Source organism: Mesorhizobium sp. AR10 (assembly GCF_024746795.1).
In the GTDB taxonomy this organism is placed as follows: Bacteria; Pseudomonadota; Alphaproteobacteria; order Rhizobiales; family Rhizobiaceae; genus Mesorhizobium.
Window position 1 is genome coordinate 5,390,076 of record NZ_CP080524.1, and the last position, 26,977, is coordinate 5,417,052.

Genomic DNA, 26,977 nt, shown 5'->3' on the forward strand with positions numbered 1-26,977 from the left:
ATTTTAGTCGATTTTTAATCTTTTTTGCCCGCGCCTCTGGACAAGGCGAATCCCCTTTGATTCTTTACAGACGATTCGGAAGTGCGGTGTTGCCGGATCGTCAAGCGTACGGAAATTCGGGGAGTGCCATTTATGGCCAAGGCGGACGCGTGGGGCGCGCCCGGAGGGACGGCTTTTGAGCGGCGCGAAGCGCGAGGCGATGGTCTCGCCGGCAACACGCGGCTCATCGCCGAACCCGCCTACCGGCGGCTGCTGGCTGCCGAGCCGCTGCTGCGCCGATCGATACCGGCTCTCATCATCATCTTTCTGATCGTCATTGCGGCGCTGCGGGTCCTATCGCTGATGAACGAGCGCGACGAGGTCGAGCGCGACGCCAAGGCGATCCTGTCGCTGGCTGCGGGCCAGATGGCCAGCGCGATCGCCGCCGATCCCAATGCCGCATCCGGCGCCGCCATGGACCTTCTGGAGAACACCGGCCGCCAGGGCGCCATGGGCCGAAGCCATGTGCTTGTCATCACCGACGGCGCCTTCAAGATCATTGCGGTGTCGCCGCTGTCGACAGGCTGGCAGGGCCGATCGCTCGACGGCCTCGTCCAGGGCGGCCAGCCGCTGTTCATGTTCGGCGACCGCGCCGGGGTCATGGATGTCAGCATCGGCGGGCAGGACTGGTTTGCCACTGTCAGCCTGACAAAGGACAGGAAGAACGCCGCGGCAGTGCTGGTGCCGCAGGAAGCGATCTTCGATAGCTGGCGCAAGACCGTCTCGCTCAACGTCACCCTGTTCGTGCTGACGGCCGGCGTGCTGATCATCATCCTCTACGCCTATTTCGGCCAGGCATCGCGCGCCCAGACGGCCGACCGCATCTATCTCGAGGCGCATCAGCGTATCGACATGGCGCTGGTTCGCGGCCGCTGCGGCCTGTGGGACTGGGACATGGTGCGCGGCAAGATGTACTGGTCGCGCTCGATGTACGACATGCTGGGCTACGAGCCCTGCGACACCATGCTGTCGTTCGGCGAGGTCGATGAGATCATCCATCCAGAGGACGGCGACCTGTTCGAACTCGCCAACCGGATCGTCGAACGCGAGATCGATCACATCGACCAGGTGTTCCGCATGCGGCATGCCGACGGACAATGGGTGTGGATGCGCGCGAGGGCACAGGTCATCGACCCGGAAGCACCGGAGATCCAGCTGATCGGCATCGCCGTCGACGTCACCGAGCAACGGCACCTGGCGCTGCGCTCGGAGGCGGCGGACCTGCGGCTGCGGACAGCCATCGAGAACATCAACGAATCCTTCGTGCTCTGGGATTCCGCCCAGCGCCTGATCATGTGCAATTCCAAATACCAGCAGGACAACGGCCTGTCGGACCGCGATGTGATGCCTGGCGCCTCGCGCGCCATACTGGAAGAGCGCATGCTGGCCTTCGCCTCGGAGCGGCGGCTTGCCAACACCAATGGGCCGCAAGGCGGCGCCACCTTCGAGCGGCAGCTGGCCGATGGCCGATGGCTGCAGGTGAATGAATTGCGCACCCGCGACGGCGGCACCGTCTCGGTCGGCTCCGACATCACCCAGATCAAATTGCACCAGGAGAAGCTGGTCGACAGCGAGCGCCGGCTGATGGCGACGATCCACGATCTCAGCCTTGCCCGCCGGTCGGAGGAAGAACGATCGCGCGAGCTCGTCGACCTCAACCGCAAATACATGAAGGAAACCGAGCGCGCCGAGGCGGCCAACCGGGCCAAATCCGAGTTCCTGGCCAACATGTCGCATGAGCTGCGCACGCCGCTGAATGCCATCATCGGCTTCTCGGAGCTGATGGAACAAGGCCTGTTCGGACCGCTGGGTTCATCCCGCTACGAGGAATATGCCACCGACATCAACGGCTCCGGCAAATATCTGTTGGGCGTCATCAACGACATCCTCGACATGTCGAAGATCGAGGCCGGCCAGTTCTCGATGGATCGCGAGGAAATCGATCTCTGCCCGCTGATCCGCGAAACGGTTCGCGTCGTCTCGCTGCAGGCGGCGGAAAAATCGATCACGGTGGAAACCCGGATCGCCGATGCGATGACGCTGTTTGCCGATCGCAGGGCGATCAAGCAGATCGTCATCAACCTTCTGTCGAATGCGGTGAAGTTCACCGGCCAGGGCGGCCACATATCGGTACGCGCCCGCAACACGTCCGGCGCGCTGGTGTTGACGATCGAGGACAATGGCTGCGGCATCCCGAAGGAGGCGCTGAGCAAGCTCGGCCGGCCGTTCGAACAGGTGCAGAACCAGTTTTCCAAGAGCCATGCCGGGTCCGGCCTTGGTCTCGCCATCTCGCGCTCGCTGGCCGAGCTGCAGGGCGGCGCCCTGAAGATCCGCTCGACCGAAGGCGTCGGCACGATCGTGTCGGTGCGCATCCCGGTCAAGAAGGCGACCCTGTCGATCAAAGTCGCCGCCTGATCCGTAAACATGTCTCCGGCGGCTCGCGCCGCCGGAGCCGGTATGACGGATTTACTGCATGCTGTCTTCGCCGTCGCCACCACCCCATTTCTGATGATGACCACCGCGGCCGCCCTTCGGCAGTTCGCTCTTTTCGATCTTGCCGTCATTGTTCTTGTCGAGCATGGCGAACACCTTCTTCTCACGACTGGTGATGTCGTCGGTCGTCAGCGTGCCGTCGCCCTTCGAGTCGTAGCGGGCGATGATGCGCTTGGCCATCTTCTCGAAGCGTGCCTTCTCCAGCGCGTCGGCGAGTTGTGCCACGGTCAGCTTGCCGCCATTGTCGGCGACCATCTTCTTCAGCCGCGCGTTCATGGCGTCGGAGAACTGGTCGAAGGTGATGGTGCCGTTTGAATCCTTCATCGCCTTGTTGAGGCGCATCATCATGCCTTCACGCATTTTTGCGCTGGCATTGTTTTCGGCATAGGCCGTTGTACCGACGGCGCCGGCCAGCGCGACAAAGGCGAGTGCGAGTTTGGTTGATCTTCTCATGGTCTTCTCCTGTTGCATCGTCACCCCCGATGCTGGAAACAACCGTTCAGCCTGTCGCCATCACGGTCGTTTCGCACGAAGCAAAAGGTCAAATTCCTTTCTGACCTTTCGCGACGTCTCTTTGAGGTGTGCTTCCAGCACACCGAAATCCGGCAGGTCGGTGACTGCCAGAAGCAGATCCGAAAGCCCCGGCGGAACGTCGTTCCGCTCAAACACGCCGGTGAGGCAGAGCCGCATCATCTGGGTCAGCGCCAGATAGAGCGCATAGGCATCGCCAAGGTCCTGCCTGACCTGGGCATCCGTGAAATCCGGTGCCAGGCGCGAAAGGATCTCCGCTGTTCCGGTGGCCCGGCGCCCGGCTTCGACCTGACCTGATATCACCGCGACTTGCGCGATGAATTCGAGATCGATGAGACCGCCCGGGATCAGCTTGATATCCCAGAGATCGCGCGGCGGCTTCTCCTTCTCGATCATCGCGCGCATCTCGGACGCCTCGGCCATCACTTTTGCGGCGTCGCGCGGCAGGGCCAGCACCGCCGCTACCTCGGCCTCGACCTCGGCGCAAAGTGCTGCATCGCCGCCGATGGCGCGCGCCCGCGCCAGCGCCATGTGCTCCCATGTCCAGGCCTCCTGGCGTTGGTACTTCTTGAAAGCATCGACATGGGTCGCCACCGGGCCCTTGTTGCCGGACGGCCGCAAGCGCAGATCGAGCTCGTAGAGAACGCCTTCGGCCGTCGGCGCGGAAACGGCTGATATCAAACGCTGCGTCATGCGAGTGTAATAGTGCGATGGGGCAAGCGGCTTGTCGCCGTCGGATTCCTCGGCATCGGCATCGTGATCATAGAGCAGGATGAGGTCGACGTCGGAGCCGGCCGTCAATTCGCGGCTGCCGAGCTTGCCCATGCCGAGCAGCGAAACCGTGCCGCCGGCGATGCGGCCGTGGCGCAGCGCAAACTCCGCCGTCACCGCCTGCAGTGCGGCATCTATGGTGAGATCGGCGAGGTCGGAAAAGGCACGGCCAGCCCGCGCCGAATCGATGGAGCCGGCGAGCAGCCTGACGCCGATCAGGAATTTCTGCTCGGAGGCAAAGATGCGCAAGCGGTCGAGCACGTCCTCATAGGCCCTGTCGCCTTCGAGGAAGGCGGAAAGCCGCGCGGACAGATAGGCGCGGTTGGGCAGTTCGCTCAGCAGTGCCGGATCGAGCAAGCCGTCGAAGACATGCGGCCGGCGCGTAATGATCGCCGCCAGCCGGGGTGCCGCGCCCATGATCGTCGCCAGCAACTTCAGCAGTGCTGGATTGGACTGCAGCAGCGAAAACAGCTGGATGCCGGCGGGCAGACCGGCAAGGAACTCGTCGAAGCGCATCACCGCCTCGTCGGCCCGGCGCGTCTGGCCGAAGGATTGCAGAAGCGCCGGCGTCAGCTCGGTCAGCCGTTCGCGCGCCTCGGCCGACTGGGTGACGCGGTAGCGGCCGAAGTGCCAGCCGCGGATGACGCGGCAGATATCGCTCGGCCGCTGGAAGCCGAGACCCTGCAAAGTCTGCAGCGTGTCGGGATCATCGACATCGCCGGTGAAGACCAGATTGCCGATCCCGGCCGAAAGTTCGGGCGCGGTTTCGAACAGCGCTGCATAGTGGCGCTCGACCTGATGGAGAGCGGCACGGAACATTTCGGCAAAGGCCGCGGCATCGGCAAAACCGAGCATGCGGGCAATGCGCTCCAGCCCTTCGTCATTGTCCGGCAGGATATGCGTCTGCTCGTCGGCAACCATCTGGATGGCGTGCTCGACGCGGCGCAGGAACCAGTATTGCCTTGTGAGCCCGTCGCGCGCATCGGCGGTGATCCAGCCGCGCGTCGCAAGCTGGCCGAGCATCGGCACGGTCTCGCGGCCGCGCAGTTCGGGAAAGCGGCCGCCGGCGATGAGCTGCTGGGTCTGGACGAAGAACTCGATCTCGCGAATGCCGCCACGGCCGAGCTTGACGTTGTGGCCCTTCACCGCGATCTCGCCATGCCCCTTGTGGGCGTGGATCTGGCGCTTGATCGAATGAACGTCGGCGATTGCCGCGTAGTCCATGTATTTGCGCCAGATGTAGGGCTGCAACTCCTTGAGGAAGGCATCCCCTGCGGCCAGATCGCCGGCCACCGGCCGCGCCTTGATCATGGCGGCGCGCTCCCAGTTCTGGCCGCGCGCCTCATAGTAGCGCAGTGCCGCCTCGACCGGGATCGCCAGCGGCGTCGAGCCGGGATCGGGGCGAAGCCGCAGGTCGGTGCGGAAGACATAGCCGTGTTCGGTGCGGTCCTGGAGGATGCGGACCAGCCGGCGGGTCAGGCGCGCAAAGAGCTCAGTCGCGTCGAGCGGATCGACGATTGCAGGCGCTTCCGGATCGAAGAAGACGACCAGGTCGATGTCGGAGGAAAAGTTCAGCTCATGCGCGCCAAGTTTGCCCATGCCGAGCAGGATCCAGCCCGACTGGCGCGCAGGCTGTTCGGGATCCGGCAGTTTGAGCTTGCCTTGCCCATGCGCGTCGCGCAGCAGGAAATCGACGGCGGCGCGGGTGCAGGAATCGGCGAGATCGCTCAGCCGCCGCACGGTCGTAGCGGTCTCGGCCTCGCCGGCGAGATCGGCCAAGGCGATCAGAACATGCGCCTCCGCTTTCCATTGCCGCAGTTCCATCATCAGGCTCGATTCCGAGACGGCCTCAGTGCGCGACGCCTTGTCGATTGCGGCACCGATCGCAATCAGCCGGGCCTCGACCGTCTGTTCGAAGAGCGCATCGAGGATTTGAGGGCGGCGGCGTACCGTATCGCGCAGGAACGGCGACAGATCGAACACAGCGGCGAGGAATTCCTGGACAACGCCCTTGCCGGCGAGGAATTTCGCCAGTCGTGACAGGTCCTCTTCCTGCGCTGTGGAAGCGATCTCCGACAATTCCCGCCGGGCGCGGCTTTCATCCAGCGCAACGAGCTTTGCCGCCGGCTTCAACAGCCAGCCGGTCTCGACGCGTTTCGCAGCCGCCTTCACCGCCATCAATGCTCCTCCCTTTCGGGAAAGCCCATGACCACGGACAAGCCGGGATTGCCGGGCAGAAGATCAAGCCGCCCATTGTGGAACTTCATGATCGCCTTGGCGAGGCTCAAGCCCAGGCCGGAACCCGGCTGCGAACGGCTTTTTTCCAGGCGCACGAAACGCTCCGTCGCCCTGGCGCGGTCGGCATCGTCTGGAATGCCCTGGCCATTGTCGGAGACGGAAAGCCGGATCTCTCCACCGACGCGCTCAAGCATCACGCGAACCGTAGGCTTGGAAGTGGAATCGGTCGAATATTTGATCGCATTGTCGACGATGTTCGACAGCGCCTGGCCGATCAGTTCGCGATTGCCGCCGACCGCGAAGGTATCCTGCACCGACGTTTCCAGCGTCACACCCGCCTCCTCCGCCACCGGCTCATAGAGTTCGACGACATCGCGCACCGCTGCGGCAAGATCCACCCTGCTGGTGCTTTCGGAGGAATAGCCTGCCTCCAGCCGCGAGATCATCAGGATGGCGTTGAAGGTCTTTATCAGTTGGTCGGACTCGACGATGGTCCCTTCCAGAGCCTGCCGGTAGTCTGATGTCTTGTGCTTGCCGGAAAGCGTCGCCTCGGCGCGATTGCGCAATCTGGTCAGCGGTGTCTTCAGATCGTGGGCGATGTTGTCGGAGACCTGCTTCAGCCCCTCGTTGAGCGTCGCGATCTTGGCCAGCATCGAATTGAGATTTTCGGACAGCCGGTCGAACTCGTCGCCGGCGCCGGTGACCGGAAGCCGGCCGGAAAGGTCGCCGCCCATGATGCGACGGCTCGCCTCCGACACGCTGTCAATGCGCTTCAGCGCTGCGCGCCCGACAAAGAACCAGATCAACAGCCCGCCAAGCCCCATCATGCCCAGCGCCAGCATCAAGGCGCGGCGGATGACGGCGCGGAACCGCTCCGGCTCGCCGAGGTCGCGGCCGACGAGCATGATCATCTGGTTCGGCAGGCGCAGCACCAGCGCGATGGCGTTGTGGCCCTTCTCGCCCCCCGCCTGCACGTCGTTCTCGCCGGGCTGCGTCTCGTTCTGGTCAGCCACCGGGTTGCGCTGCCGCTCCAATTCGCCCTCGCCAAAGCGCCGGTAGGAGAAGGGCTCGATGGTCCAGCCGTCGGTCTCCAGCACCCCCGGCTCCAGGCTCTGCACATTGCCGGTCAGGATCTGGCCATTGGCATCGGCGATCAGATAGAGATTGGCGCCGGGTTGGCGCGAGCGTTGCTCGACGACGCGCACCAGCACCGGCAGGCCGCCGCGCTGATAGGCGCGGGCAAGGCCGAGCACTTCGTCGTTGATGGTCTCCTGGGTCTGCGCGGTCAGCATGCGCGCCGACAGCGAGGTCATGTAGAAGACGAGCAGCACGGCGCAAATGGCGAAAAGCAGAAAATAGAGCGCCGAAAGTCTCGCTGCCGTCGTCTTCATGATGGCCGGCACGGACAACGACATAAGGCGTTACCCGCTCTTGAGCATATAGCCGGCGCCGCGAACCGTATGCAGGATCGGCTTGTCGAAGCCCTTTTCGATCTTGCCGCGCAGCCGCGAGATGTGAACGTCGATGACATTGGTCTGCGGATCGAAATGGTAGTCCCAGACATTTTCGAGCAGCATGGTGCGCGTCACCACCTGGCCGGCATGGCGCATCAGATATTCGAGCAAGCGGAACTCACGCGGCTGCAGCGTGATCTCGGATGCCGCGCGACGAACCGAATGCGAGAGCCTGTCAAGTTCGAGATCGCCGACCCGATACATAGTCTCGGCTTCCTTGGCGCTGGCGCGGCGGTTCAGCACCTCGACGCGAGCCAGCAATTCGGAAAAGGCATAGGGTTTGGTCAGATAGTCGTCGCCGCCGGCGCGCAGGCCGGTGACCCGGTCGTCGACCTCGCCAAGTGCCGACAGGATCAGCACCGGCGTGGTGTTGCCCCTCGAGCGCAAGCCGGCGATGACCGACAGGCCGTCACGGCGTGGCATCATGCGGTCGATGACCATCACGTCATAGTCGCCGGCATCGGCAAGCGCGAAGCCGGTTTCGCCGTCGCCGGCGACATGGGCGGTGTGCCCGGCCTCGGCCAGGGCTTTCTGCAGATAGTCGGCCGCCTCGCGATCGTCTTCAATGACGAGAATCTTCATAGGGCCGTTATACGCGATTTCGCTGGAAGATTGAGGGGCCGGCATCTGGATTGTGGCCTTCGTTGAATCGCGTGTCGTTGGACGACATGCCTCTTTGTTTGGGCATGTCGTTATCCCAAAACCGCTTCGCACTTTGGGCGGCATGCTCTGGAATTAAGCGGCAGCGGGCGATGGGAAGCCCGCTGCCGCCGGAGCGGAACACGATGACTGACTAACGCGTTCGGGCCCCGTGCTTTCCCATGCGGCGGCTCGGGGGTGTTTGAAACCGCCGCACCGGAAAAGTCGAAACGATCATCAGCCCTTGGCGACGGGCAGCGCGACGAAGCGGTTCGAGTCGTCGCGGGTGATCTGCATCAACACCGCCTTGCGGCCGGACTTCACCGCATCGGTCATGGCCTTGGTGACGTCCTCGGTGCCGTTCACCTCGGTCGAATTGACGGAGGTGATGATGTCGCCGGGCTGGATGCCGCGATCGGCGGCATCGCTGTCGGGGTCGACATCGGTCACCACCAGACCCTTGCCGTTGTCGGACTTGGTGACGGTGAGACCGAGATCGGCCAGCGTGTCGGGCTTTGCCGGCGCGGCCGGCTGGTCGGCGGAGGCCTGCTTGTCGGTGGACGGCAGTTTGCCGAGATCGATCTTGATCGCCTGGCTCTTGCCGTCACGCCACACGGTGACGTCGACCGACTTGCCGGGCGCATAGGCGCCGATCAGGCGGGCGAGTTCCTTCGGCGACGCAACGTCCTTGCCGTCGACCTGGGTGATCACGTCACCGGCGGTGATGCCGGCCTTCTTGCCAGGGCCGTCATCCTGAGCGCTGGAGACGAGCGCGCCCTTTTCGGACTTCAGACCGAGCGATTCGGCAATGTCGGAGGTGACCGGCTGGATCTCGACGCCGAGCCAGCCGCGCTGCACGCTGCCACTCTTCATCAGATCCTGCACGACCGTCTTGGCGGTCGAAGCGGGAATGTCGAAGGCAATGCCGACGCTGCCGCCGGAGGGCGAGAAGATCGCGGTGTTGATGCCGACGACCTGGCCGTTGAGGTTGAAGGTCGGGCCACCGGAATTGCCGCGGTTGACCGAGGCGTCGATCTGGAGGAAGTCGTCATAGGGGCCGGCGCCGATATCGCGGCCACGGGCCGAGACGATGCCGGCGGTGACGGTGCCGCCGAGGCCGAACGGATTGCCGACGGCCACGACCCAGTCGCCGACGCGAACCTTGGAATCATCGGCGAAGTCGACATAGGTGAACTTGCCGTCGCCATCGACCTTGAGCACGGCGAGATCGGTGCGCGGGTCGGTGCCGATCAGCTTGGCGTCGAGTTCCTTGCCATCATGCATCACCACGGTGAAGGACGAGCCTTCCTCGACGACGTGGTTGTTGGTGACGAGGTAGCCGTCATCCGAGATGAAGAAGCCGGAGCCCTGCGCCACCGGACGCGGCTGGCCGTTGTTGTGGTCGCGGCGTCCGAAACGCCTGTTGCCGTCCTGGTCCTGGCCATTCTGGTCGCCAAAGCCGCGGAATTCCTTGAAGAAGCGGCGCAACTGCGGATTGTCGGGAAGACTGTTCATGCCGTCCTGACCGTCGGACTGGTCGGAGCCGTCATCGGCCGCCGGCTCGATCTTGGCCTTGACCTTGACACTGACGACAGCGGGCGAAACGCGCTCGACGATATCGGCGAAGCCCGGGACCTGCGGCGCCTCGACACGAACGGCATCGGCCAAAACGGGGGCTGTTCCGGTGGTGACGGCACCAAAGCCGATCGCGCCGGCAATGGCCAGCGACGCGGCTGCAGCCATCAGACGTTTGCGGGTGCGGGAATATGAATTGGGGGCTATATTCATGGGTCTCGTATCCTCTTTCAAGGGATGCTGTTTGATGCGCATCCTCCGGCGACGAGAAATAGAGAGGCGCACATTACGGCGCCATTTCCGGTGCATGAAACTTTTGTAATGTTGGCGGCCGTCCGCTGCCTTCACTCGCGACGCAAAATTGTGTCCAGCGCCGCCTGTTCTTCGGTGCTCAACGCCTTGGTTGCCAGCGAACGGCGGGAGCGCGCGGTCAGCACGATGAAGATCCCGCCGACCAGCAGCAGGACGACAGGCGTGCCCCACAGCAAGGCATTGCGTGGGTTGAAGCGCGGCTTCAACAGCACGAACTCGCCGTAGCGGGAAACGATATAGTCCATCACCTGCTGATCGGTATCGCCGGCGACGAGGCGCTGGCGCACCAGGATGCGCAGGTCGCGGGCAAGGTCGGCGTCGGATTCGTCGATCGACTGGTTCTGGCAGACCATGCAGCGCAGGCCTTCCGACAGGGCACGCGCCCTCGCCTCGAGCGCCGGGTCGGCGAGGACCTCGTCCGGCTTCACAGCCTGGGCGGCGCCGGCAAACATCAGCGCCAGCAGCAGGACCAGCGAGGCCAGCGAAAACCTTGCGGTCATGGCAAACTCGCAGACGACACGAGCTTGCGGCGGCGCGAGGGCGCGCCGACACGCAGGCGGCGGTCGAGCAGCGACATCGCCGCTCCTGCCATCATCACCAGGCCACCACCCCAGATCAGCGTCACCAGTGGCTTCCACCACAGGCGCACGACGACGGAGCCGTCGGTGCCCTCGTCGCCAAGCGACAGGTAAAGCTGGCTGAACCAGATCGTCTTGATGCCGGACTCGGTCGTCGTCATCTGGCGCACCGGATAGAAGCGCTTTTCCGAGGTGATTTCGGCCGAAGTGCTGCCGTCGGCGCCGAGCAGGGCAAAGCGGCCGCGATCCTCGCTGTAGTTAGGGCCTTGGGCCGGATAGAGCCCCTCGAAGCGCAGCGTGTGGCCGGACAGTTCGACGGTCTCTCCAGCATGCATCGACAGGATCTTCTCGGTGCCGAAGCAAAGCGTGCCAACGATGCCGAGCGTCGTCAGCCCAAGCCCCAGATGGGCGAGCGTGGTGCCGAACACCGAGCGCGGCAGGCCGGCGAAGCGCCTGAGCATGATGCCTGGCGCGACAGCGCCAAAGCCGGATTTGACGGCAAGGTCGGTGAGCGCGCCGCAGATCAGCCAGAAGGCGAGGCCGACGCCAAGGGCGGCGAACGCCGATGCGCCGTCGATGAACAGCGCCGTCACCAGCACGGCCAAGAGCGCTGCGGCAAAGGCCGCCATCAGGCGCTGCGCGACAGCAAAAATGTCGCCGCGCTTCCAGGCCAGCAGCGGCCCGAAGGGCACCACGAGCAGAAGCGGCACCATCAGCGGGCCGAATGTCAGGTTGAAGAAGGGCGCGCCGACCGAAATCTTGTCGGCCGACAAGGCCTCGACGGCCAGTGGATAGAGCGTGCCGATCAGCACGGTGGCAGTAGCCGTGGTCAGGAACAGATTGTTGAGGACCAGTGCCCCTTCGCGCGAGATCGGATGAAACAGGCCGCCGGCCGTCAATCTGGAGGCGCGAAAGGCGAACAGCGCCAGCGATCCGCCGATGAACAGGATCAGGATGCAGAGGATGAAAACGCCGCGCGTTGGATCGGTGGCGAAGGCATGAACGGAAGTCAGCACGCCGGAACGCACCAGAAAGGTGCCGAGCAGCGACAGCGAAAAGGTCAGGATCGCCAGGAGCAGCGTCCAGATCTTCAGCGCCGAGCGCTTTTCCATGACGATCGCCGAATGCAGCAGCGCCGTACCCGCCAGCCACGGCATGAAGGAGGCGTTCTCGACCGGATCCCAGAACCAGAAGCCGCCCCAGCCGAGCTCGTAATAGGCCCAGTAGGAGCCCATGGCGATGCCGCCGGTGAGGAACATCCAGGCGACCAGCGTCCACGGCCGCACCCAGCGCGCCCACGACGCATCGATGCGACCTTCGATGAGGGCGGCGACCGAGAAGGAAAAGCAGATCGAGAAGCCGACATAGCCGAGATAGAGCAGCGGGGGGTGTATGGCGAGGCCGAGATCCTGCAGGATCGGGTTGAGATCGCGGCCCTCGATGGGCGCCGGATTGAGTCTGGCGAACGGATTGGACGTGGTCAGGATGAACAGGAGGAAGGTGGCGCCGATTGCGCCCTGCACGGCCAGCACATTGGCCCGCAGCGTTGCCGGAAGATTGGAGCCGAAGACGGCGACCAGCGCTCCAAAGAAGCTCAGGATCAGCACCCAGAGCAGCATCGAGCCTTCGTGATTGCCCCAGGTGCCGGTGATCTTGTAGATCAACGGCTGCAGCGAATGCGAGTTTTCCCAGACACTGGCCACCGAAAAATCGGAGCTGGCATAGGCGCTCGCCAATGCGGCGAAGGACAATGCGGTCAACGCAAAGCCGGTCACCGTGGCCGGGCCGCCGACGGCCATCATCCTGGGGTTGTTGGTGCGGGCGCCAAACAGCGGCACCAGCGTCTGCACCAGTGACAGTGCAAACGCCAGAACCAGGGCGAAATGTCCGGTTTCAACCATTGTGGCGACGCCCGACCGGAACCTGCTTGGTCACTTCTTGCTCTCCTGCCACACGCCCTTGGCCTTGAGGCCGTCGGCCACTTCCTTGGGCATGTAGTTTTCATCGTGCTTGGCCAGCACGCTGTCGGCGACAAAGACGCCGTTCGGGCCAAAGGCGCCTTCCGTGATGACACCCTGATCTTCGCGGAAAAGATCGGGGAGAATGCCGGTGTAGCTGACCTTGACCGATTTGTGCCTGTCGGTGACCGAGAAGGCGACGGTTGCACCCTGGCTGCGCTCGATCGTGCCCTTTTCGACGAGGCCGCCCAGCCTGATACGCTGGCCGGGCTGCAGGCTGGCGGTGGTCAGATCGGCGGGCATGTAGAAATAGGAGGCCTTCTGGCCGAGCGCATAGAAGGTCAGCCCGGTGGCGGCGCCGAGAAAGGCCAGCCCACCCGCGATCACCGACAGTCGTTTTTGCTTGCGCGTCATATCAGGTTCTACTCCGTCGCCGTCAGGCCAAGCGAGGCGGCAAAGGCGGTGAACTTCTTCGCTTCCTCACTACCCGCCCCAAAGACGGCAATGCCGCGATTGAGTGCGGCGCGCGCCTGGTCGGCCTTGCCCAGCACGACATAGGAACGAACGAGCTGCATCCATCCTTCCGCATCGCGCGGATTTTGCTTCAGTTTTTCGTCGAGACCGGCAACCATGGTGTTGATCATCGCTTCCCTGTCCTGCGGCGACATCGACGAAGCGGCATCGACATCCCCGGCATCAGGGCCTTTCGCAGGCGCCCCCGAAGCGACGCTCCGGTTTGCGGCCTCAGTCAGCGCCTGCTCGACGGCGCGGCGCCATGGCGAGTCCTGCGGCAAGGCGCCAAGCATTTTTTGCCAATCCGCTGTCGCCTCTTCGATGCGGCCTTCCTGCGCCAGCGCCACCGCCAGATAGAAGGCCGCTTTCGGATTTGCCGGATCGAGCTTCAACGCCGCCTCGAAAGCATCTTGCGCATCGGCCGAAACGATACCGCCGGCCGCATTGGCGATTGCCTCGCCGAGACCGGCCTGGCGGGCGGCACTGTCGCCAGCGAGGCGAATGGCGTTGCGATAGGCCGTCACCGCGTCGGAATAGCGCTGCAGGCGCAGGTAGACCGGCGCCAGAACATCCCAGCCCCGGCCATCCGTGGGGTTGGCGGCAAGGTGGGCCTCGGCGCGCGCCACCAGTTCGTCCACCGAGTTGTCGGCGGGGTTCTTGGCCAGCCGCTCGCTGAGCGGCTGCGAAGGCAGGTCGGGCGAGCCAAGCTGGCCATACAGGCCCCAGCTGACCAAGGGAATCACCAGCACCGCGGCCGTCGCCACCAGCCGTGTCGCCATCGATGGGCGCGCGGCATTGTCTGCCGCGCCGGCATTGTCCAGGCGAAGGATGCGGCGGGCGATTTCGGCGCGCGCCTCTTCGGCTTCCGCCGGCTGGATCAGGCCGCGCGCCGCGTCGCGGTCAAGCTCGGCCAGTTGGTCTCGATAGACTTCCAAATCGTGATCGCTGCTGGTCGAAGCCCGCTTCACGCCGCCGGCCAGCGGCAGCAACACCGCCAGGCTTGCACCCAGCGTGAGGATTGCGGCTATGACCCAGAACAGCATCTTTTATCCAATAGAGCGAGAGCCCTGCCCTGCCAACACAGGCGTCCTGCGACGCTTTGACGGCAGATGCGCAGCATGTCCTTGATCGATATCAACCGGAAGCGGATCTCAAGCGGATCCGCTTCATGCATGTCGTTGCCCCAAAACCGCTGCGCACTTTTGGGCGACATTGATTTTGTTTTTATGCATGTCGTTGTTCCCAAAACCGCAGCGCACTTTTGGGCGACATGCATTGATCAGGTCAGCGGGGTCCAGCTGCCATCGGCGTTGCGGCAAGCGGTTCCGCGGGCGGTGGCGCCGGCGGTGCCGGTAAACACCGTATGAGTATACTGCCGGCAGTCCTGCGAACCGACGCGATAAGGCTGGGCGGCGACGACTTCGCCGTAACGGGCCGACCGGTCGCTCTTCCACGTCACCTTCTGGCCGCTCGCCGTATATTCGAGCGCCTTGTATTCCGCCTCCAGCGCGCTGCGCTTTTCGGCGTCGCTCAGGCCGGCACCTATCGATCCGCCAACCAGGCCGCCACCCATGGCCGAAATGATCGTCGCCGCAACCTTGGCGCCGGACGGAGGGGGCGTGGCCGGCGGCTGGGTGACCGTGACGTCCGGGCCACCGCCCTTGCCCAACGTCCCGCAGCCGGAAACGGCGAGCAGTACGGAAACGAGCGCGAGGCGAATCTTCATGCCAACAACCGGTTTTCTTGAGGATGAGCTGGGGACCGCGTCATCGGGGAGCTGGCGTGGCCATAGTATTGATATTTGTCGGAAATTTGGCCGCGGGCGACCGCCTGGAAAAGTATCACTGAAGGCTCCGTAGTCGAACCACCGCCTTCAACCCGCCGATGGCGGACCGTTCCAGCGCCAGAACGCCTCCATACTCGTTGACGAGGTCGGCGACAATGGCAAGTCCGAGTCCGGTCCCTGGCTTTGTCTCGTCGAGGCGCCGGCCGCGCTTCAACGCCTCGCGCGCCTTGTCTTCGGGAATGCCTGGGCCGTCATCGTCGATGCTGATCTCGAACATGTTGGCCGTGCCGTCCTTGCCGACGACAGGCGTGACGGCGATGGAGACCTTGCTCTTTGCCCATTTCATCGCATTGTCGAGCAGATTGCCAAGCAATTCCTCCAGATCCTCGCGTTCACCGGCGAAAATGATGTCGGCGGTCGGCAGCGAAAGCGAGAGATCGGTCTGCGGGTTGAGCTTCTGCAGAACGCGCACCATGCGCTGGACCAGGGGGGCTACCGCGGTGCGGTAGACGACGCTGTCGCGCTGCGCCGCCACACGGGCGCGCTGCAGATAATGGTCGACCTGCTTCTGCATGGAAGCGGCCTGCTCGGCGATGAGCTGGCCCTTGGCGCCGCCGAGCGCGCGTCCCTCGTTGAGCATCACCGCGAGCGGTGTTTTCAGCGAATGCGCGAGGTTGCCGACCTGCGTGCGTGACCGCTCGACGATACGCTTGTTGTTCTCGATCAGCGCATTGGTCTCGTTGGCCAGTGGTTCGATCTCGGCCGGAAAACGGCCGTCGAGCCTTTGCGCCGTTCCTTCACGCACCATGGCGAGCGCGTTCCTGACCCGCCGCAACGGCTGCAGGCCGAACAGGATGGCGATCGCGTTGATGGCGATCATGCCGACGCCGAACAGGCTGAGATAGGTCAGCAGGCGACGCTGGAAGGTGGCGATCTCCTGTTCGAGTTCGCTCTGGTTGCCCATGACGCGGAAGCGCGCGGCGCGGTTTTTGGCGTCGAGAACGAATTCGCTCTCGAACACTTCCAGGTCCTCGCCGTTGATGCCTTCGGTGGCATAGCTGCGCTGGAAGCTGGCATTGAACGGGACCTCGGCGACGCTCGGCGACGGGATCGTCGTCGTCATCGAGGATGAGTGGAGGTCGCCATGCACGCCCTCGGAGGCGGGTTCAACCGACCAGTACCAGCCTGAATTCGGCTCCGAGAAGCGGAGATCGCCAAGGTCGGGGGCGCCGGTAAGCTGACCGCCGTCGGAAACACCGACGGAGCCGATCAGATTGAACAGATGCGCCGAAAGCAGGCTGTCAAAACCACGCTCGCTCGCCTGGCGATAGAGCGTGGTGATGAGGGTGAAGATGACGATGAGGGTGAGGATCGCCCAGACCGTGGAAAAAGCGATGACGCGGAACGCCAGCGAACGCGGCCAGACGCGCAGCGAAAGCCTTTTTGGAACAGCCAGTTTTGTAGGGAGCGGTTCCGCCTTACGCCTCCGGCTCACGCATGCGGTAGCCCATGCCGCGAACGGTTTCGATCATGTCGATGCCCATCTTCTTGCGCAGCCGTCCGACAAAGACCTCGATGGTGTTGGAATCGCGGTCGAAATCCTGGTCGTAAAGGTGCTCGACCAGCTCCGTCCGCGACACGACCTCCCCCATATGGTGCATCAGATAGGCAAGCAGGCGAAATTCGTGCGACGTCAGCTTGAGCGGCACGCCGTTGACATCGGCCTTGGACGCCTTGGTGTCGAGGCGCAACGGTCCGCAGGTCAGTTCCGACGAGGCATGGCCGGCCGCACGCCGGATCAGTGCGCGAAGCCTGGCCAGTACTTCTTCGATGTGGAAGGGCTTGGTGACATAGTCGTCGGCGCCGGCGTCGATGCCGGACACCTTGTCGCTCCAGCGGTCGCGCGCCGTCAGGATGAGAACCGGCATCTTGCGGCCGCCGCGCCGCCAGCGCTCGACTACGCTGATACCGTCCATCTGCGGCAGGCCGATATCGAGCACGACGGCGTCATAGGGCTCGGTGTCGCCGAGGAAATGCCCTTCCTCGCCGTCGAAAGCCCGATCGACGACATAGCCGGCATCGACCAGCGCGTCCGATATCTGCCGGTTGAGGTCCTTGTCATCTTCGACGACGAGTACGCGCATGCGGGATCAATACCTGTTGAAGCGTGTGCCTGTGGACGGGTCCGGTCTCAGATATAGGCCGATTCCGGCGGCCTGGGAAACGGAGGCCTCTAAGATGGAAGATTGGGTCAGTTCAGCGGGACGACGATTTCAGAGCGGCGCGGGCGCTGCCCGTCCTTGCCCGGGACAAGCACGACGATGACGCAGACCGGCTGGCCGCCGCGCGTCGACTGCGAGGCCTTGGCCAGCGTGCCACCATTCTGCTCGGCAACCTGCTGGCCGATCGCGTAGCAGTCGGCCGCGGCCAGGATGATCGGCTGAGCCTGCTCGGGCATGACGACCTGCATTGCCGTCGCCTGCGACGCAAACAGCCCGACTGCGCAGAGCGCCAGGGTCGCGGTTCGGAAATGGGAACGAAGCGTTTTCATGGTCAGCTTTGTAACGCATCGGTGCTGAACGTGAAATGAACAGTGAACGCTCGAAAATACATGCCCGCCACACCCCTGCAACGCGAGACAATCAACCCTTGATTTCACCGCCCAACCCGATGAAGTCAGCGAAGTTCAGTCTAGACTCCGTTTCACTGATATTGAAAGCGCCTCAGGCATTTTCCTGCGTGATGGCGCGAAAGCGCAGCAGCCCGTGATGGACCGCCAGATCCTCATTGTAACGGGCCTCGGAGAATTCCAGCGACAGCCGTGTTTGGCCATGCGCGCCGATGACCAGCGCCGCGTCGGCGAGGCGTGCCTTGATGCTGTCCATGATGGCACGCGTCTCGGCTTCGCCATGGGCTTTTGACCAAACATGCAGCGTCACAAGCTGATCGGCGTCGTTGTCGGCGCCGGTGTCCCAGTTAAAAGCGCTGGTCTGGCCGCAGGTCACATAGGGAAAGGCGACGTTGTCGGCTGCCCGCTCGAGCAGGCCGGCGCCGCCCAGCAGCGCCGACAGCGACGCATCGCTTTTCAATCTCTGGAACAAGGCCTGCTGCAAATCGCCGGGCGCCGTCATTTGTCGTTCCCCTTGCCCCTCGCGGCTGAACAGGCTTTGCGCCCGTCAACGCTTCCTGCTTGCAGCCTAACCGCGCCGAGCTTCTCGCGCCAGATCACCCGGACCCCATATACGGTTCCTTGCGGCAGCGGGCCCTTCACCGCCTGGTTTTTCATTTGGCATGCAAGGCGTTTGAGAAACGGTGCTATGAAGTCTGGTTCTCTCCGGACATTCGAGGTCATTTTCGTGCGTGAGCCATCGCAGCTGCCTGTCTTTGGAAGGCTTGGGGTCAAGCCGCCCGTCGTGATTGCGGCGCCGACCATGTCGAAGAGCCTGGAGAAGATGGTGCCCCGCTTGCGGGCGGTTCTGTCTTCGCATGGCGGCCTGGTGTTGAAGCTGTCCGTGGTGGTTTGGACAATCCTTGTCCTGGCGGCAGTGTTCTTCATCACTCAGGCCTGACAGCATCGACATTTGCCGGTCGACCGCGACAATCAAAGGACGCCAGGATGGCAAACCGCTACGCATTGCGCATGGAGCAGCCTGACAGCTGGACCATCTTCGACATCTTCACCGGCCAGCCTGTCGAGCTCAAAGACCAGGTCATGGTCGGTATGAACCTGCGCGATGCGGATGCGATGGTCGACCGGCTGAACAGTCGAGACGTCAAGCGGCGGGCGAAAGCGGACCGCAAGACCTGATCGCAATCCACTGGCTTCAGGCCTGCATCTTGCCGCCGGTGCGCATCAGCTGAATGTCTATAGACAGGGGATTGCCGTGAGACCGAGCCTGAAAAAGAAGATCCTGGAAGTCTGCGACCGCAAGATCTCCCAGAAAGGCGCCGGCGTCGGCCTGTCGTTCTATGCATTCTTCGCAAACAGGAACGACGATCCTGAGCTTCTCATGGAAGCCGCCGAGTGGTGGATCAGAACCCACCGGCTCGACCATTTTGAAAGGGCCGTGAAGATACGGGCGATGGTCGAGGAGATGGACGCCGGCTGATCTAGCGAAAATCCGCCTCGGTCAGCACATACATGCTCCTGCGGGTGCGGGCATAGGCATTCCTGGCAATGTCATGGATGGAGCTGGACGCCGTGTCGAAGGCCGCCAGATAGGTGGCTTCGGAGGTGGCCGTCCCCGATGGTGCCTTCGAGATGGCATCGGTGGTGACAGAGAAGGAAATCTGGAACATGCCGTCGTGGCCGACAAAGCGGATGCGCTTGCTCGCCTCGTCATAGCTGCGGCTTCGATTGGGGAATGTAAGGCTCATGACTTTTCTCCCTTTGGCGCGGCGCCGGCTTTTTTGACTGCCGTCCGCTTCTTCTTCGGCGTCGGGTTCAAGGCTTCCGCCACGCGGTCAGCCTCTTCCTTGGCCAGCCGCAATTCGCGCAGCCTGGCCGTCTTGATGATCCTGGCCTTCGCCTCGGACATATATTCGGCTGTCGCCTTGTTGCGCTCGGCCGTTTTCTTCTGCTTGTCGACGAAGCGTGCTTCAGCTTTTTCCATGATGCTTTGAGCGACTTCAGCCATAGATGAAATCTCCTTCTTGAACCGGGAATATGAAAATGCGTTTCATCGTTAAAATAGGGACTCGGAAGCGAAATTTCAATTTTCGGATTATTTCGGGATGATCGGACACCCCGAATTGAATCGGTCGAATAATACTATCCAATATTTCCATCGGCCCGGGAATAATTTTTAGCACTCCTATCTATCGAGTGCCAACGGGCCTATATGAGGGGCGTGGCCGCCTATGCCGGCCCCAGAAAGAAGTTTCCCATGAAATTCCGGCCACTCCACGACCGCGTCGTCATCAGGCGCGCGGAAAGCGACACCAAATCCAAGGGCGGCATCATCATTCCCGACAATGCCAAGGAAAAGCCGCAGGAAGGCGAAGTGATCGCCGTTGGGCCTGGCGCGCGCGACGAAAGCGGCGCGCTGATTGCGCTCGACGTCAAGGCCGGCGACTTCATTCTGTTCGGCAAATGGTCGGGCACCGAGGTCAAGCTCGATGGCGAGGACCTTCTGATCATGAAGGAAGCCGACATCATGGGCATCATCGACAAGACCGTCGAGAAGACCGTCGCGACCAAGAAGGCCGCCTGACGACGCCGTCGACGCCCTCCAAACGAACTGGATGAAAAATCATGTCTGCCAAGGAAATCAAATTCTCCACCGATGCCCGTGACCGCATGCTTCGCGGTGTCGAGATCCTCAACAATGCCGTTAAGGTGACGCTCGGCCCCAAGGGCCGCAACGTCATCATCGACAAGGCTTACGGCGCACCGCGCATCACCAAGGACGGGGTGACGGTGGCCAAGGAAATCGAACTTGCCGACAAGTTCGAGAACATGGGCGCGCAGATGGTGCGCGAAGTGGCCTCGAAAACCAACGACCTCGCCGGTGACGGCACCACCACCGCCACGGTGCTGGCCGCCTCGATCCTGCGCGAAGGCGCGAAATTCGTTGCCGCCGGCATGAATCCGATGGACCTCAAGCGCGGTATCGACCTTGCCGTGACCGCCGTGGTCAAGGAGATCCAGGCGCGGGCCAAGAAGGTCAAATCCTCCGGCGAAATCGCGCAGGTCGGCACGATTGCCGCCAATGGCGACGCCACCGTCGGCGCCATGATCGCCAAGGCGATGGACAAGGTCGGCAATGACGGCGTCATCACCGTCGAGGAAGCCAAGACCGCCGACACCGAACTCGACGTCGTCGAGGGCATGCAGTTCGATCGCGGCTATCTATCGCCCTATTTCGTCACCAATGCCGAGAAGATGCGCGTCGAGTTGGAGGACCCTTACGTCCTCATCCATGAAAAGAAGCTCGGCAATCTGCAGGCGCTGCTGCCGATCCTCGAAGCGGTCGTGCAAAGCGGCAAGCCGCTGCTGATCATCTCCGAGGACGTCGAAGGCGAAGCGCTGGCCACGCTGGTCGTCAACAAGCTGCGCGGCGGCCTCAAGGTCGCGGCGGTCAAGGCGCCGGGCTTCGGCGATCGCCGTAAGGCGATGCTGGAAGACATCGCGGTGCTCACCGCCGGCCAGATGATCTCCGAGGATCTCGGCATCAAGCTCGAAAACATCACCATCGACATGCTCGGCCGCGCCAAGCGCGTGCTGATCGAAAAGGATACGACCACGATCATCGACGGCGGCGGCGAGAAGGCCACCATCCAGGCGCGTATCTCCCAGATCAAGGGGCAGATCGAGGAAACCACCTCCGACTACGACAAGGAAAAGCTGCAGGAGCGGCTGGCGAAACTCGCTGGCGGCGTTGCCGTCATTCGCGTCGGCGGCGCCACCGAGTCGGAAGTCAAGGAAAAGAAGGACCGCGTCGACGATGCGCTGAACGCCACGCGTGCGGCGGTGGAAGAAGGCATCGTTCCCGGCGGCGGTGTAGCACTGCTGCGCGCCAGGTCGGCACTCAAGGGGCTGACCGGCGCCAACGCCGATGTCAATGCCGGCATTTCGATCGTGTTGCGGGCGCTCGAAGCGCCGATCCGCCAGATCGCCGAGAATTCCGGCGTCGAAGGGTCGATCGTCGTCGGCAAGCTCTCCGACAGCAAGGATCACAATCAGGGTTTTGACGCCCAGAACGAGATCTATGTCGACATGATCAAGGCCGGCATCGTCGATCCGGCAAAGGTGGTGCGCACAGCACTGCAGGATGCCGGCTCGATCGCGGCGCTGCTGATCACCGCTGAAGCCATGATCACCGACATCCCGGCCAAGGATGCGGCACCTTCAGCCGGTGGCGGCATGGGCGGCTACTGACCATTGCCTGAAAATGCCCGTTCGGCCAAGGCCGGGCGGGCCCATCGAGAACAATGGCCGCCGGGCGGCACTTCCCCGGCGCGCCAAGGATTTCCGCCAGTCACGAAGACTTCCATCAGTCAGCAACGACAAGGAGATCGACATGATTACCTTCGCACCGAAGCCAAATGGCGTTCCGGCAACCAAGCCGACCGAGGAAAGCCGCTTCGACCGCATCCGCAGGATCGCCGCCGACAAGCACAAGCAGACTGATGCCGGCACAATACGCCGCGACCCGCAAAAGGCCGGCGACAAGCGCCCGATGTGAGGCGCGCGCCGCATTCCCTCACGAGACCGGCGCGCCCGCCGTGCTAAGATCCCGGTGACCGGCGGCGCGCGCGCTTGTCGCCTTCGTCGCCGGGCGCAAGCCGGGCTGATAGCCTCCAGGGTGGCGGATGATGAAACTGCTGATCTTTGGTGCCTCGGGTGCGACGGGTCAGGCTCTTGTCTCGGCAGCGCTGGCGAACGGCCATGCGGTGACAGCCTTCGTTCGCACCCCGGGCAAACTTGCCCTCAGCCATGAAAACCTGACGGTGATTGTCGGAGACGTCGCCGATCAACAGGCGGTGGAGCGCGCCGTTGCCGGGCATGAGGCGGTGTTCAGCTGTCTCGGCGTTGGCGTGCCGCTGAAGCACGACCCGGCTGTGGTTGCCGGCATCGGTTTCATCATCGCGGCGATGCAAAAGTGCGGCCCGGCCCGGCTCATCTATCTCTCGTTCCTTGGCGTCCGCGACAGCCGGCGGCAATTGGGGCCGCTGCTCGGCGGCGTCATCGTACCGCTTGTGCTGCACCGTGAAGTGGCCGATCACGAGGCGAAGGAAAACCTTATCGTCCAATCTGGCCTCGACTGGACCATCGTGCGACCGCCCAAACTGACCAATGGAGCGGCAGCCGGTCAGTTCCGCCACGGCAATGGCATCCGGGCGGTATCCCTGCTGCCGACACTGGCACGTGCCGATGTGGCGGCGTTCATGCTCGGGCAGATCAACGACACCACCTATTCGCGCATGGCGGTTGCCATCCTGCGCTGAACTCAAGAGACCGGCGCTGCCCCGCCCTGTTCGGTGCGCCGCGCGATGAATTCGTCGAGAATACCTGATGTGGCAACAGCGGACGCCGGTGGCTGGAAGTCGGCCAGCGTCCGCTTCCAGACGCCGGTGGCGCGCTCGGTCGCCGTCTTCGAACCACTTTGCGTCCAGTTGCCGAAATTCGACCAGTCGGCCACCAGCGGCTCGTAGAAAGCGGTGCGGTAGCGCGCCATCGTGTGTCCGGCCGAGAAGAAATGGCCGCCGGGCTGCACTTCGGCGATGGCATCGAAACCGATCGCATCCTCGTCGCCGGGCGTCGCGGCGCAGAGCTCCGCCACCGTCTGCAGCGCCTCGATATCGGTGATCAGCTTCTCGAAGGAGACGCTCAAGCCGCCTTCAAGCCAGCCCGCGGCATGGATGCAGACCGTAGCACCCGCAAGCACCGAGCCCCACAGCGCGAACTGCGTTTCATGCGCGGCCTGCGCGTCTGAGACATTGGCGGCGCTGCCGCCGCCCGACCGCCACGGCAGGCCGGTGAAGCGCGCCAACTGGCCGGCGCCGAGCGTCGCCTTGACGTGCTCCGGCGTGCCGAAGGCCGGCGCCCCTGACTTCATGTCGACATTGGAGGAGAAGGAGCCATAGACGACCGGCGCGCCCGGTCGCACGATCTGGGAGAGCGCCAGCCCGGCCAGTGCTTCAGCGTGCTGCAGCGTCAGCGCGCCGGCGACGGTGATCGGCGCCATGGCGCCCGCCAGGCAGAAGGGCGTGATGATCAGCACCTGCCCCGCTCTGGCAAAGTCGATGATGCCTTGCGCCATCGGAATGTCGAGCTGGCGCGGCGAATTGGTGTTGATGACGGTGTAGCAATAAGCGCCCGAACGGAATTCATCCTCCGACAACCCGCGCGCCAGCCGCAGCATCTCGAAACTGTCCTCGACCTGCGGCGTGCCGCGCGCGAAGACGAACGGGAACTTGTCGGACAGCGTCAGCTGGGCGCGGTTAACGGCATAGTGACGAAAGCGGTTGTCGATGTCCTGCGGCTCGATGCAGGGACCAAGCATATGCAGCACGTCGAAATGCTGCACCAGCCGGAGGAGATCCTCGAAAGCGGCAAGCGTGCCCGGCCGCCGGCCGCGCTCGAGATCGGTGACGTTGGGCGCACCGGACCCCGCCAGGAACGTCATCGAGCCGAGTTCGAGCATCAGGTCGCGGGCGCGGTCGCCGGCATGCGCCCGGATCGATTTTGGCGCCGAAGCCAGTGCGGCCGCGACGATGTCGCGGCCGATGCGCACCATCTGGCTATCCTCGTCGACCAATGCGCCGGCTTGGGCAAGAACGGCGCGCGCCTCGGGCAGCAGCACCTTGACACCGAGTTCCTCGAGCACGCGCAACGCGGTGTCGTGGATCGCGGCGACCTGATCGTCCGAAAAGATCGGCTGCGGCAGGAAGGGATTCTTGAGCGAACGGTAATCCGGCCGGCGGCTCGACTCGCTGCCAGCTTCGCCGGTTCGCCCGCGGCGGCGCTCGCGCCTCATGTCGCGTGCGGCATCATCAACCATGGCCAATACTCCTCATTGCCGCATCGCCTTGCCCTCGGGATCGTAGGGAGAGGCCGGGATGATACGCGCCGGCCGCTCTATGCCGACAATGTGCACCGACAGCGCCGTCCCCTCGCCAGCGACATCGCGGTCGACAAGCGCCAGCGCCAGGCTCTTGCCGACCGAATAGCCATAGCCGCCCGAGGTGACGAAGCCAACGCGGCGACCATTGTGCCAGACCGGTTCGAAACCGCTGGCGTCGGCGTCGACGGCATCGACTTCCAGCGTCACCAGGCATTGTCGTGCGGTGGCATTTCGCGCCTTCAGCGCGGCTTCGCGGCCGATGAAATCGCCCTTGTCGAAGGCGATGAAGCGATTGAGCCCGGTTTGATCAGGTGTATAGGCTTGCGTAAATTCGCGCGACCAGATGCCAAAACTCTTCTCCAGCCTGAGTGCATTGAGTGCGTAGAAGCCGATCTCGGCAAGACCGAGATCCTCGCCGGCGGCAAGCAGCGTTTCGCGCAGGCTGGCATGCATCGTGGCTGGGCAATTGATCTCGAAGCCGACCTCGCCAGCGATCGACAGCCGCGCCACACGCGAGCGCACCATGCCGATGTCGAATTCGCCGCACGCCATGAACGGCAAGGCGCTTGCGGAGACATCCCGATGCGTCGTGCGCGCCACGATCGTGCGCGCGTTCGGCCCGGTGACGAGAAACCCGGCCATAGTGTCGGAGAGGTCGGTGACGGTCACGCCGTTCGCCGCATGCGCCTCGAACCAGCGCATATGAAATTCCCTGAGATAGTAGGAACCCATGATCCAATAACTGCCGTCGCCCCAGTTGAAGACGGTGAGATCACCCTTCAGCCGGCCATCATGGGCCAGCATCGGCGCCAGCTTCGCCTGCCCCGGCTTCGGCAATCTTGAGGCAAGCAGCCGGTCGAGCCAGGCTTCAGCACCCGGCCCGGATATCGCGTAGCGCGAAAAGGCCGTGGTATCGACGAGACCAGCGGCGCGCCGCACCTGCAGCGCCTCGTCGCCGACGATGTCGAAGGCGTTGGAGCGCTTCAGTGTGGTGTTTTCGCGAAAACCCATCGGCGCGAAATAGGCCGGGATTTCCAGTCCCCAGGAAGACGTCCATTCGCAGCCCGCCGCCGTCATGCCGTCATAGGCGCCGGGGCGTTTCAGCGGCCGGCCGGCGGGCAGGCGCTCGTTGGGAAAGGTCATGACGAAGCGGCGTGCATAGAACTGGCGCGTCGTCTGTTTGAGATATTCGCGGTTGGCCGCAAACGCGCCGTAGCGGGCGATGTCCATGCCGAAAATGTCGGCTTGCGGTTCGCCATGGATCATCCACTCGGCCAGCGATTTGCCAACGCCGCCGCCCTGGCTGAAGCCGGCCATGACGCCGCAGGCGACCCAGTAGTTCCTGAGGCCGCGCACCGGTCCGACGATCGGGTTGCCGTCCGGCGTGAAAGTGAAGGCGCCGTTGACCCATTTGCGAATGCCGGCCGTGGCGAGACAAGGAAAGCGCTGATAGGCCTTGGAGAGTTCCGGGCTGATGCGGTCGATGTCTTCCGGGATCAACTCGATGCCGTAGTCCCACGGCGCGCCGTCCATGTTCCAGTGTTTCGGGTTCTGCTCGTAGACGCCGAGCAGGACGCCCTTGCGCTCCTGCCGAAGATAGGCAAAGCCGTCGAGATCGACGGCGAGGCCAAGCTCCTTGTCGAGCGCCGCAACCTCCGGAATGTCCTCGGTGATGAAATAGTGGTGTTCCATCGGCGTCACCGGCAGGTCGACACCGGCCATGCGGCCGACCTGCTTGGCCCACAGACCACCGGCATTGACGACATGTTCGGCAATGATCGTGCCTTGCTCGGTGAAGACGTCCCAGCCGCCGTCGACGCGCTGCTTGAGATCGAGAACGCGATTGCGCAGGATGATGTCGGCGCCGCGTTTTTTCGCGGCCCCGGCATAGGCATGCGTGGTGCCGTAGGGATCGAGATGGCCTTCGTTGGAATCGTAGAGACCGCCCAGCACGTCGCTGACATCGACAATCGGGCAGATCGCCTTGATCTCTTCGGGGGTCACCAGCCGGGCGGTTTCGATGCCGACCGACTGGAACACCGCCCAGGCCGATTTCAGCCACTCCCAGCGGGCAGGGTCGCTGGCCATGTTGACGCCGCCGGTCATGTGCAGGCCGGCATTCTGGCCGGACTCGGCCTCGATCTCGCGATAGAGCTTGATGGTGTAGTCCTGCAGCGCCGCTACGTTGGGATCGGCGTTGAGCGCATGGAAACCGGCCGCCGCATGCCAGGTCGAACCGGCCGTCAGCTCGGCGCGTTCGATCAGCGCGACATCGCTCCAGCCGAACCGCGCCAGATGGTAGAGCACCGAGGCTCCGACCACGCCACCCCCGATGACGACTGCACGATAGTGCGACTTCACGGCTTCCTCCGGACTTGTTCGAACGCTTGCCTCAATCCTGGCACCATATACGCACTGTACATATGTGTCTAGAGTGTAGACACATATGTACAGCAGCCTT

The 26,977-nt window shown here is 63.5% G+C and carries 26 protein-coding genes; 8 read left to right on the forward strand and 18 right to left on the reverse strand.

What is annotated here, in order from left to right; genetic code table 11:
* Nucleotides 1-132 precede the first annotated feature (132 nt).
* The gene (locus LHFGNBLO_RS29985) at nucleotides 133-2,454 is read left to right on the forward strand and encodes a PAS domain-containing sensor histidine kinase (RefSeq protein WP_258603227.1); all 2,322 of its coding nucleotides are present in this window, start codon (nucleotides 133-135) and stop codon (nucleotides 2,452-2,454) included.
* A gap of 51 nt (nucleotides 2,455-2,505) precedes the next feature.
* On the opposite strand, the gene LHFGNBLO_RS29990 is transcribed toward LHFGNBLO_RS29985, so the two are convergent.
* From LHFGNBLO_RS29990 to LHFGNBLO_RS30055, 14 genes are all read right to left on the reverse strand, one after another.
* The gene (locus LHFGNBLO_RS29990; RefSeq protein ID WP_258603231.1) at nucleotides 2,506-2,985 is read right to left on the reverse strand and encodes a hypothetical protein; all 480 of its coding nucleotides are present in this window, start codon (nucleotides 2,983-2,985) and stop codon (nucleotides 2,506-2,508) included.
* A gap of 60 nt (nucleotides 2,986-3,045) precedes the next feature.
* Nucleotides 3,046-6,012: a bifunctional [glutamine synthetase] adenylyltransferase/[glutamine synthetase]-adenylyl-L-tyrosine phosphorylase gene (locus LHFGNBLO_RS29995; protein WP_258603232.1), complete on the reverse strand. Its 2,967-nt coding sequence runs from the start codon at nucleotides 6,010-6,012 to the stop codon at nucleotides 3,046-3,048.
* Nucleotides 6,012-7,487, reverse strand: a complete 1,476-nt coding sequence (locus LHFGNBLO_RS30000) for a HAMP domain-containing histidine kinase (RefSeq protein ID WP_258603234.1) — start codon at nucleotides 7,485-7,487, stop codon at nucleotides 6,012-6,014. Before LHFGNBLO_RS30000 ends, LHFGNBLO_RS29995 begins: the two co-directional genes overlap by 1 nt.
* 6 nt (nucleotides 7,488-7,493) lie before the next feature.
* On the reverse strand, nucleotides 7,494-8,168 hold the full coding sequence (locus LHFGNBLO_RS30005) for a response regulator transcription factor (protein ID WP_258603236.1): 675 nt from the start codon (nucleotides 8,166-8,168) through the stop codon (nucleotides 7,494-7,496).
* A gap of 294 nt (nucleotides 8,169-8,462) precedes the next feature.
* On the reverse strand, nucleotides 8,463-10,013 hold the full coding sequence (locus LHFGNBLO_RS30010) for a DegQ family serine endoprotease (RefSeq protein ID WP_258603238.1): 1,551 nt from the start codon (nucleotides 10,011-10,013) through the stop codon (nucleotides 8,463-8,465).
* A gap of 131 nt (nucleotides 10,014-10,144) precedes the next feature.
* Nucleotides 10,145-10,612: a cytochrome c-type biogenesis protein gene (locus LHFGNBLO_RS30015; RefSeq protein ID WP_258603247.1), complete on the reverse strand. Its 468-nt coding sequence runs from the start codon at nucleotides 10,610-10,612 to the stop codon at nucleotides 10,145-10,147.
* Nucleotides 10,609-12,591: a heme lyase CcmF/NrfE family subunit gene (locus LHFGNBLO_RS30020; protein ID WP_258603249.1), complete on the reverse strand. Its 1,983-nt coding sequence runs from the start codon at nucleotides 12,589-12,591 to the stop codon at nucleotides 10,609-10,611. The genes LHFGNBLO_RS30015 and LHFGNBLO_RS30020 overlap by 4 nt, the downstream gene beginning before the upstream one ends.
* Nucleotides 12,592-12,621: 30 nt before the next feature.
* Nucleotides 12,622-13,062 (reverse strand): cytochrome c maturation protein CcmE, encoded by a 441-nt coding sequence (ccmE, locus tag LHFGNBLO_RS30025; RefSeq protein WP_258603250.1) that lies wholly within the window; start codon nucleotides 13,060-13,062, stop codon nucleotides 12,622-12,624.
* Between the two features lie 8 nt (nucleotides 13,063-13,070).
* Complete coding sequence (gene ccmI / locus LHFGNBLO_RS30030; RefSeq protein WP_258603253.1) at nucleotides 13,071-14,204, reverse strand: c-type cytochrome biogenesis protein CcmI; 1,134 nt, start codon at nucleotides 14,202-14,204, stop codon at nucleotides 13,071-13,073.
* Nucleotides 14,205-14,440: 236 nt separating this feature from the next.
* Nucleotides 14,441-14,887: a hypothetical protein gene (locus tag LHFGNBLO_RS30035; RefSeq protein ID WP_258603254.1), complete on the reverse strand. Its 447-nt coding sequence runs from the start codon at nucleotides 14,885-14,887 to the stop codon at nucleotides 14,441-14,443.
* Nucleotides 14,888-15,002: 115 nt separating this feature from the next.
* Nucleotides 15,003-16,442 (reverse strand): ATP-binding protein, encoded by a 1,440-nt coding sequence (locus LHFGNBLO_RS30040; protein WP_319944190.1) that lies wholly within the window; start codon nucleotides 16,440-16,442, stop codon nucleotides 15,003-15,005.
* Nucleotides 16,426-17,091 carry a response regulator transcription factor gene (locus LHFGNBLO_RS30045; RefSeq protein WP_258603256.1) on the reverse strand — a complete coding sequence of 222 codons (666 nt, stop codon included), beginning with the start codon at nucleotides 17,089-17,091 and terminating at the stop codon, nucleotides 16,426-16,428. The genes LHFGNBLO_RS30040 and LHFGNBLO_RS30045 overlap by 17 nt, the downstream gene beginning before the upstream one ends.
* 107 nt (nucleotides 17,092-17,198) lie before the next feature.
* Entirely contained in the window at nucleotides 17,199-17,498 is a 300-nt protein-coding gene (locus LHFGNBLO_RS30050) for a hypothetical protein (protein ID WP_258603261.1), read from the reverse strand.
* A 172-nt stretch (nucleotides 17,499-17,670) separates the two neighbouring features.
* The gene (locus LHFGNBLO_RS30055) at nucleotides 17,671-18,078 is read right to left on the reverse strand and encodes a DUF3168 domain-containing protein (RefSeq protein ID WP_258603264.1); all 408 of its coding nucleotides are present in this window, start codon (nucleotides 18,076-18,078) and stop codon (nucleotides 17,671-17,673) included.
* Between the two features lie 300 nt (nucleotides 18,079-18,378).
* On the opposite strand from LHFGNBLO_RS30055, the gene LHFGNBLO_RS30060 reads away from it, so the two are divergent.
* From LHFGNBLO_RS30060 to LHFGNBLO_RS30070, 3 genes are all read left to right on the forward strand, one after another.
* On the forward strand, nucleotides 18,379-18,516 hold the full coding sequence (locus LHFGNBLO_RS30060; protein ID WP_258603266.1) for a hypothetical protein: 138 nt from the start codon (nucleotides 18,379-18,381) through the stop codon (nucleotides 18,514-18,516).
* Nucleotides 18,517-18,563: 47 nt separating this feature from the next.
* Nucleotides 18,564-18,755 (forward strand): hypothetical protein, encoded by a 192-nt coding sequence (locus LHFGNBLO_RS30065; protein ID WP_258603268.1) that lies wholly within the window; start codon nucleotides 18,564-18,566, stop codon nucleotides 18,753-18,755.
* A 76-nt stretch (nucleotides 18,756-18,831) separates the two neighbouring features.
* On the forward strand, nucleotides 18,832-19,056 hold the full coding sequence (locus tag LHFGNBLO_RS30070) for a DUF6500 family protein (protein WP_258603273.1): 225 nt from the start codon (nucleotides 18,832-18,834) through the stop codon (nucleotides 19,054-19,056).
* Nucleotide 19,057: 1 nt separating this feature from the next.
* Here the strand turns inward: LHFGNBLO_RS30070 and LHFGNBLO_RS30075 are convergent, their stop codons facing one another.
* Both LHFGNBLO_RS30075 and LHFGNBLO_RS30080 read right to left on the reverse strand, forming a co-directional pair.
* Complete coding sequence (locus tag LHFGNBLO_RS30075) at nucleotides 19,058-19,324, reverse strand: DUF1488 domain-containing protein (RefSeq protein ID WP_258603275.1); 267 nt, start codon at nucleotides 19,322-19,324, stop codon at nucleotides 19,058-19,060.
* Entirely contained in the window at nucleotides 19,321-19,584 is a 264-nt protein-coding gene (locus tag LHFGNBLO_RS30080; RefSeq protein ID WP_258603279.1) for a hypothetical protein, read from the reverse strand. The genes LHFGNBLO_RS30075 and LHFGNBLO_RS30080 overlap by 4 nt, the downstream gene beginning before the upstream one ends.
* 249 nt (nucleotides 19,585-19,833) lie before the next feature.
* Here LHFGNBLO_RS30080 and LHFGNBLO_RS30085 point away from each other — a divergent pair, with 249 nt between their 5' ends.
* The 4 genes from LHFGNBLO_RS30085 (at nucleotide 19,834) to LHFGNBLO_RS30100 (ending at nucleotide 22,897) form a co-directional block, all read left to right on the forward strand.
* The gene (locus LHFGNBLO_RS30085) at nucleotides 19,834-20,160 is read left to right on the forward strand and encodes a co-chaperone GroES (RefSeq protein ID WP_258603281.1); all 327 of its coding nucleotides are present in this window, start codon (nucleotides 19,834-19,836) and stop codon (nucleotides 20,158-20,160) included.
* Between the two features lie 41 nt (nucleotides 20,161-20,201).
* The gene (groL, locus tag LHFGNBLO_RS30090) at nucleotides 20,202-21,827 is read left to right on the forward strand and encodes a chaperonin GroEL (RefSeq protein WP_258603282.1); all 1,626 of its coding nucleotides are present in this window, start codon (nucleotides 20,202-20,204) and stop codon (nucleotides 21,825-21,827) included.
* 142 nt (nucleotides 21,828-21,969) lie between these two features.
* The gene (locus LHFGNBLO_RS30095) at nucleotides 21,970-22,134 is read left to right on the forward strand and encodes a hypothetical protein (protein WP_258603284.1); all 165 of its coding nucleotides are present in this window, start codon (nucleotides 21,970-21,972) and stop codon (nucleotides 22,132-22,134) included.
* Between the two features lie 130 nt (nucleotides 22,135-22,264).
* Nucleotides 22,265-22,897: an NAD(P)-dependent oxidoreductase gene (locus LHFGNBLO_RS30100; protein WP_258603286.1), complete on the forward strand. Its 633-nt coding sequence runs from the start codon at nucleotides 22,265-22,267 to the stop codon at nucleotides 22,895-22,897.
* Between the two features lie 2 nt (nucleotides 22,898-22,899).
* Here the strand turns inward: LHFGNBLO_RS30100 and LHFGNBLO_RS30105 are convergent, their stop codons facing one another.
* Complete coding sequence (locus tag LHFGNBLO_RS30105; RefSeq protein WP_258603288.1) at nucleotides 22,900-24,453, reverse strand: trimethylamine methyltransferase family protein; 1,554 nt, start codon at nucleotides 24,451-24,453, stop codon at nucleotides 22,900-22,902.
* A gap of 12 nt (nucleotides 24,454-24,465) precedes the next feature.
* Nucleotides 24,466-26,877 carry a GcvT family protein gene (locus tag LHFGNBLO_RS30110; protein WP_258603290.1) on the reverse strand — a complete coding sequence of 804 codons (2,412 nt, stop codon included), beginning with the start codon at nucleotides 26,875-26,877 and terminating at the stop codon, nucleotides 24,466-24,468.
* Nucleotides 26,878-26,977: the final 100 nt, after the last annotated feature.

Coding starts and splice junctions, on each gene's coding strand:
- LHFGNBLO_RS30105 (WP_258603288.1), bottom strand. CDS start 24,453: ATGGTTGATGATGCCGCACGCGACATGAGGCGCGAGCGCCGCCGCGGG.
- LHFGNBLO_RS30055 (WP_258603264.1), bottom strand. CDS start 18,078: ATGACGGCGCCCGGCGATTTGCAGCAGGCCTTGTTCCAGAGATTGAAA.
- LHFGNBLO_RS30005 (WP_258603236.1), bottom strand. CDS start 8,168: ATGAAGATTCTCGTCATTGAAGACGATCGCGAGGCGGCCGACTATCTG.
- LHFGNBLO_RS30100 (WP_258603286.1), top strand. CDS start 22,265: ATGAAACTGCTGATCTTTGGTGCCTCGGGTGCGACGGGTCAGGCTCTT.
- LHFGNBLO_RS30035 (WP_258603254.1), bottom strand. CDS start 14,887: ATGAAGATTCGCCTCGCGCTCGTTTCCGTACTGCTCGCCGTTTCCGGC.
- LHFGNBLO_RS30060 (WP_258603266.1), top strand. CDS start 18,379: ATGTCGAAGAGCCTGGAGAAGATGGTGCCCCGCTTGCGGGCGGTTCTG.
- LHFGNBLO_RS29995 (WP_258603232.1), bottom strand. CDS start 6,012: ATGGCGGTGAAGGCGGCTGCGAAACGCGTCGAGACCGGCTGGCTGTTG.
- LHFGNBLO_RS30080 (WP_258603279.1), bottom strand. CDS start 19,584: ATGGCTGAAGTCGCTCAAAGCATCATGGAAAAAGCTGAAGCACGCTTC.
- LHFGNBLO_RS30075 (WP_258603275.1), bottom strand. CDS start 19,324: ATGAGCCTTACATTCCCCAATCGAAGCCGCAGCTATGACGAGGCGAGC.
- LHFGNBLO_RS30085 (WP_258603281.1), top strand. CDS start 19,834: ATGAAATTCCGGCCACTCCACGACCGCGTCGTCATCAGGCGCGCGGAA.
- LHFGNBLO_RS29985 (WP_258603227.1), top strand. CDS start 133: ATGGCCAAGGCGGACGCGTGGGGCGCGCCCGGAGGGACGGCTTTTGAG.
- ccmI (WP_258603253.1), bottom strand. CDS start 14,204: ATGCTGTTCTGGGTCATAGCCGCAATCCTCACGCTGGGTGCAAGCCTG.
- groL (WP_258603282.1), top strand. CDS start 20,202: ATGTCTGCCAAGGAAATCAAATTCTCCACCGATGCCCGTGACCGCATG.
- LHFGNBLO_RS30015 (WP_258603247.1), bottom strand. CDS start 10,612: ATGACCGCAAGGTTTTCGCTGGCCTCGCTGGTCCTGCTGCTGGCGCTG.
- LHFGNBLO_RS30045 (WP_258603256.1), bottom strand. CDS start 17,091: ATGCGCGTACTCGTCGTCGAAGATGACAAGGACCTCAACCGGCAGATA.
- LHFGNBLO_RS29990 (WP_258603231.1), bottom strand. CDS start 2,985: ATGAGAAGATCAACCAAACTCGCACTCGCCTTTGTCGCGCTGGCCGGC.
- LHFGNBLO_RS30020 (WP_258603249.1), bottom strand. CDS start 12,591: ATGGTTGAAACCGGACATTTCGCCCTGGTTCTGGCGTTTGCACTGTCA.
- ccmE (WP_258603250.1), bottom strand. CDS start 13,062: ATGACGCGCAAGCAAAAACGACTGTCGGTGATCGCGGGTGGGCTGGCC.
- LHFGNBLO_RS30065 (WP_258603268.1), top strand. CDS start 18,564: ATGGCAAACCGCTACGCATTGCGCATGGAGCAGCCTGACAGCTGGACC.
- LHFGNBLO_RS30095 (WP_258603284.1), top strand. CDS start 21,970: ATGATTACCTTCGCACCGAAGCCAAATGGCGTTCCGGCAACCAAGCCG.
- LHFGNBLO_RS30050 (WP_258603261.1), bottom strand. CDS start 17,498: ATGAAAACGCTTCGTTCCCATTTCCGAACCGCGACCCTGGCGCTCTGC.
- LHFGNBLO_RS30010 (WP_258603238.1), bottom strand. CDS start 10,013: ATGAATATAGCCCCCAATTCATATTCCCGCACCCGCAAACGTCTGATG.
- LHFGNBLO_RS30000 (WP_258603234.1), bottom strand. CDS start 7,487: ATGTCGTTGTCCGTGCCGGCCATCATGAAGACGACGGCAGCGAGACTT.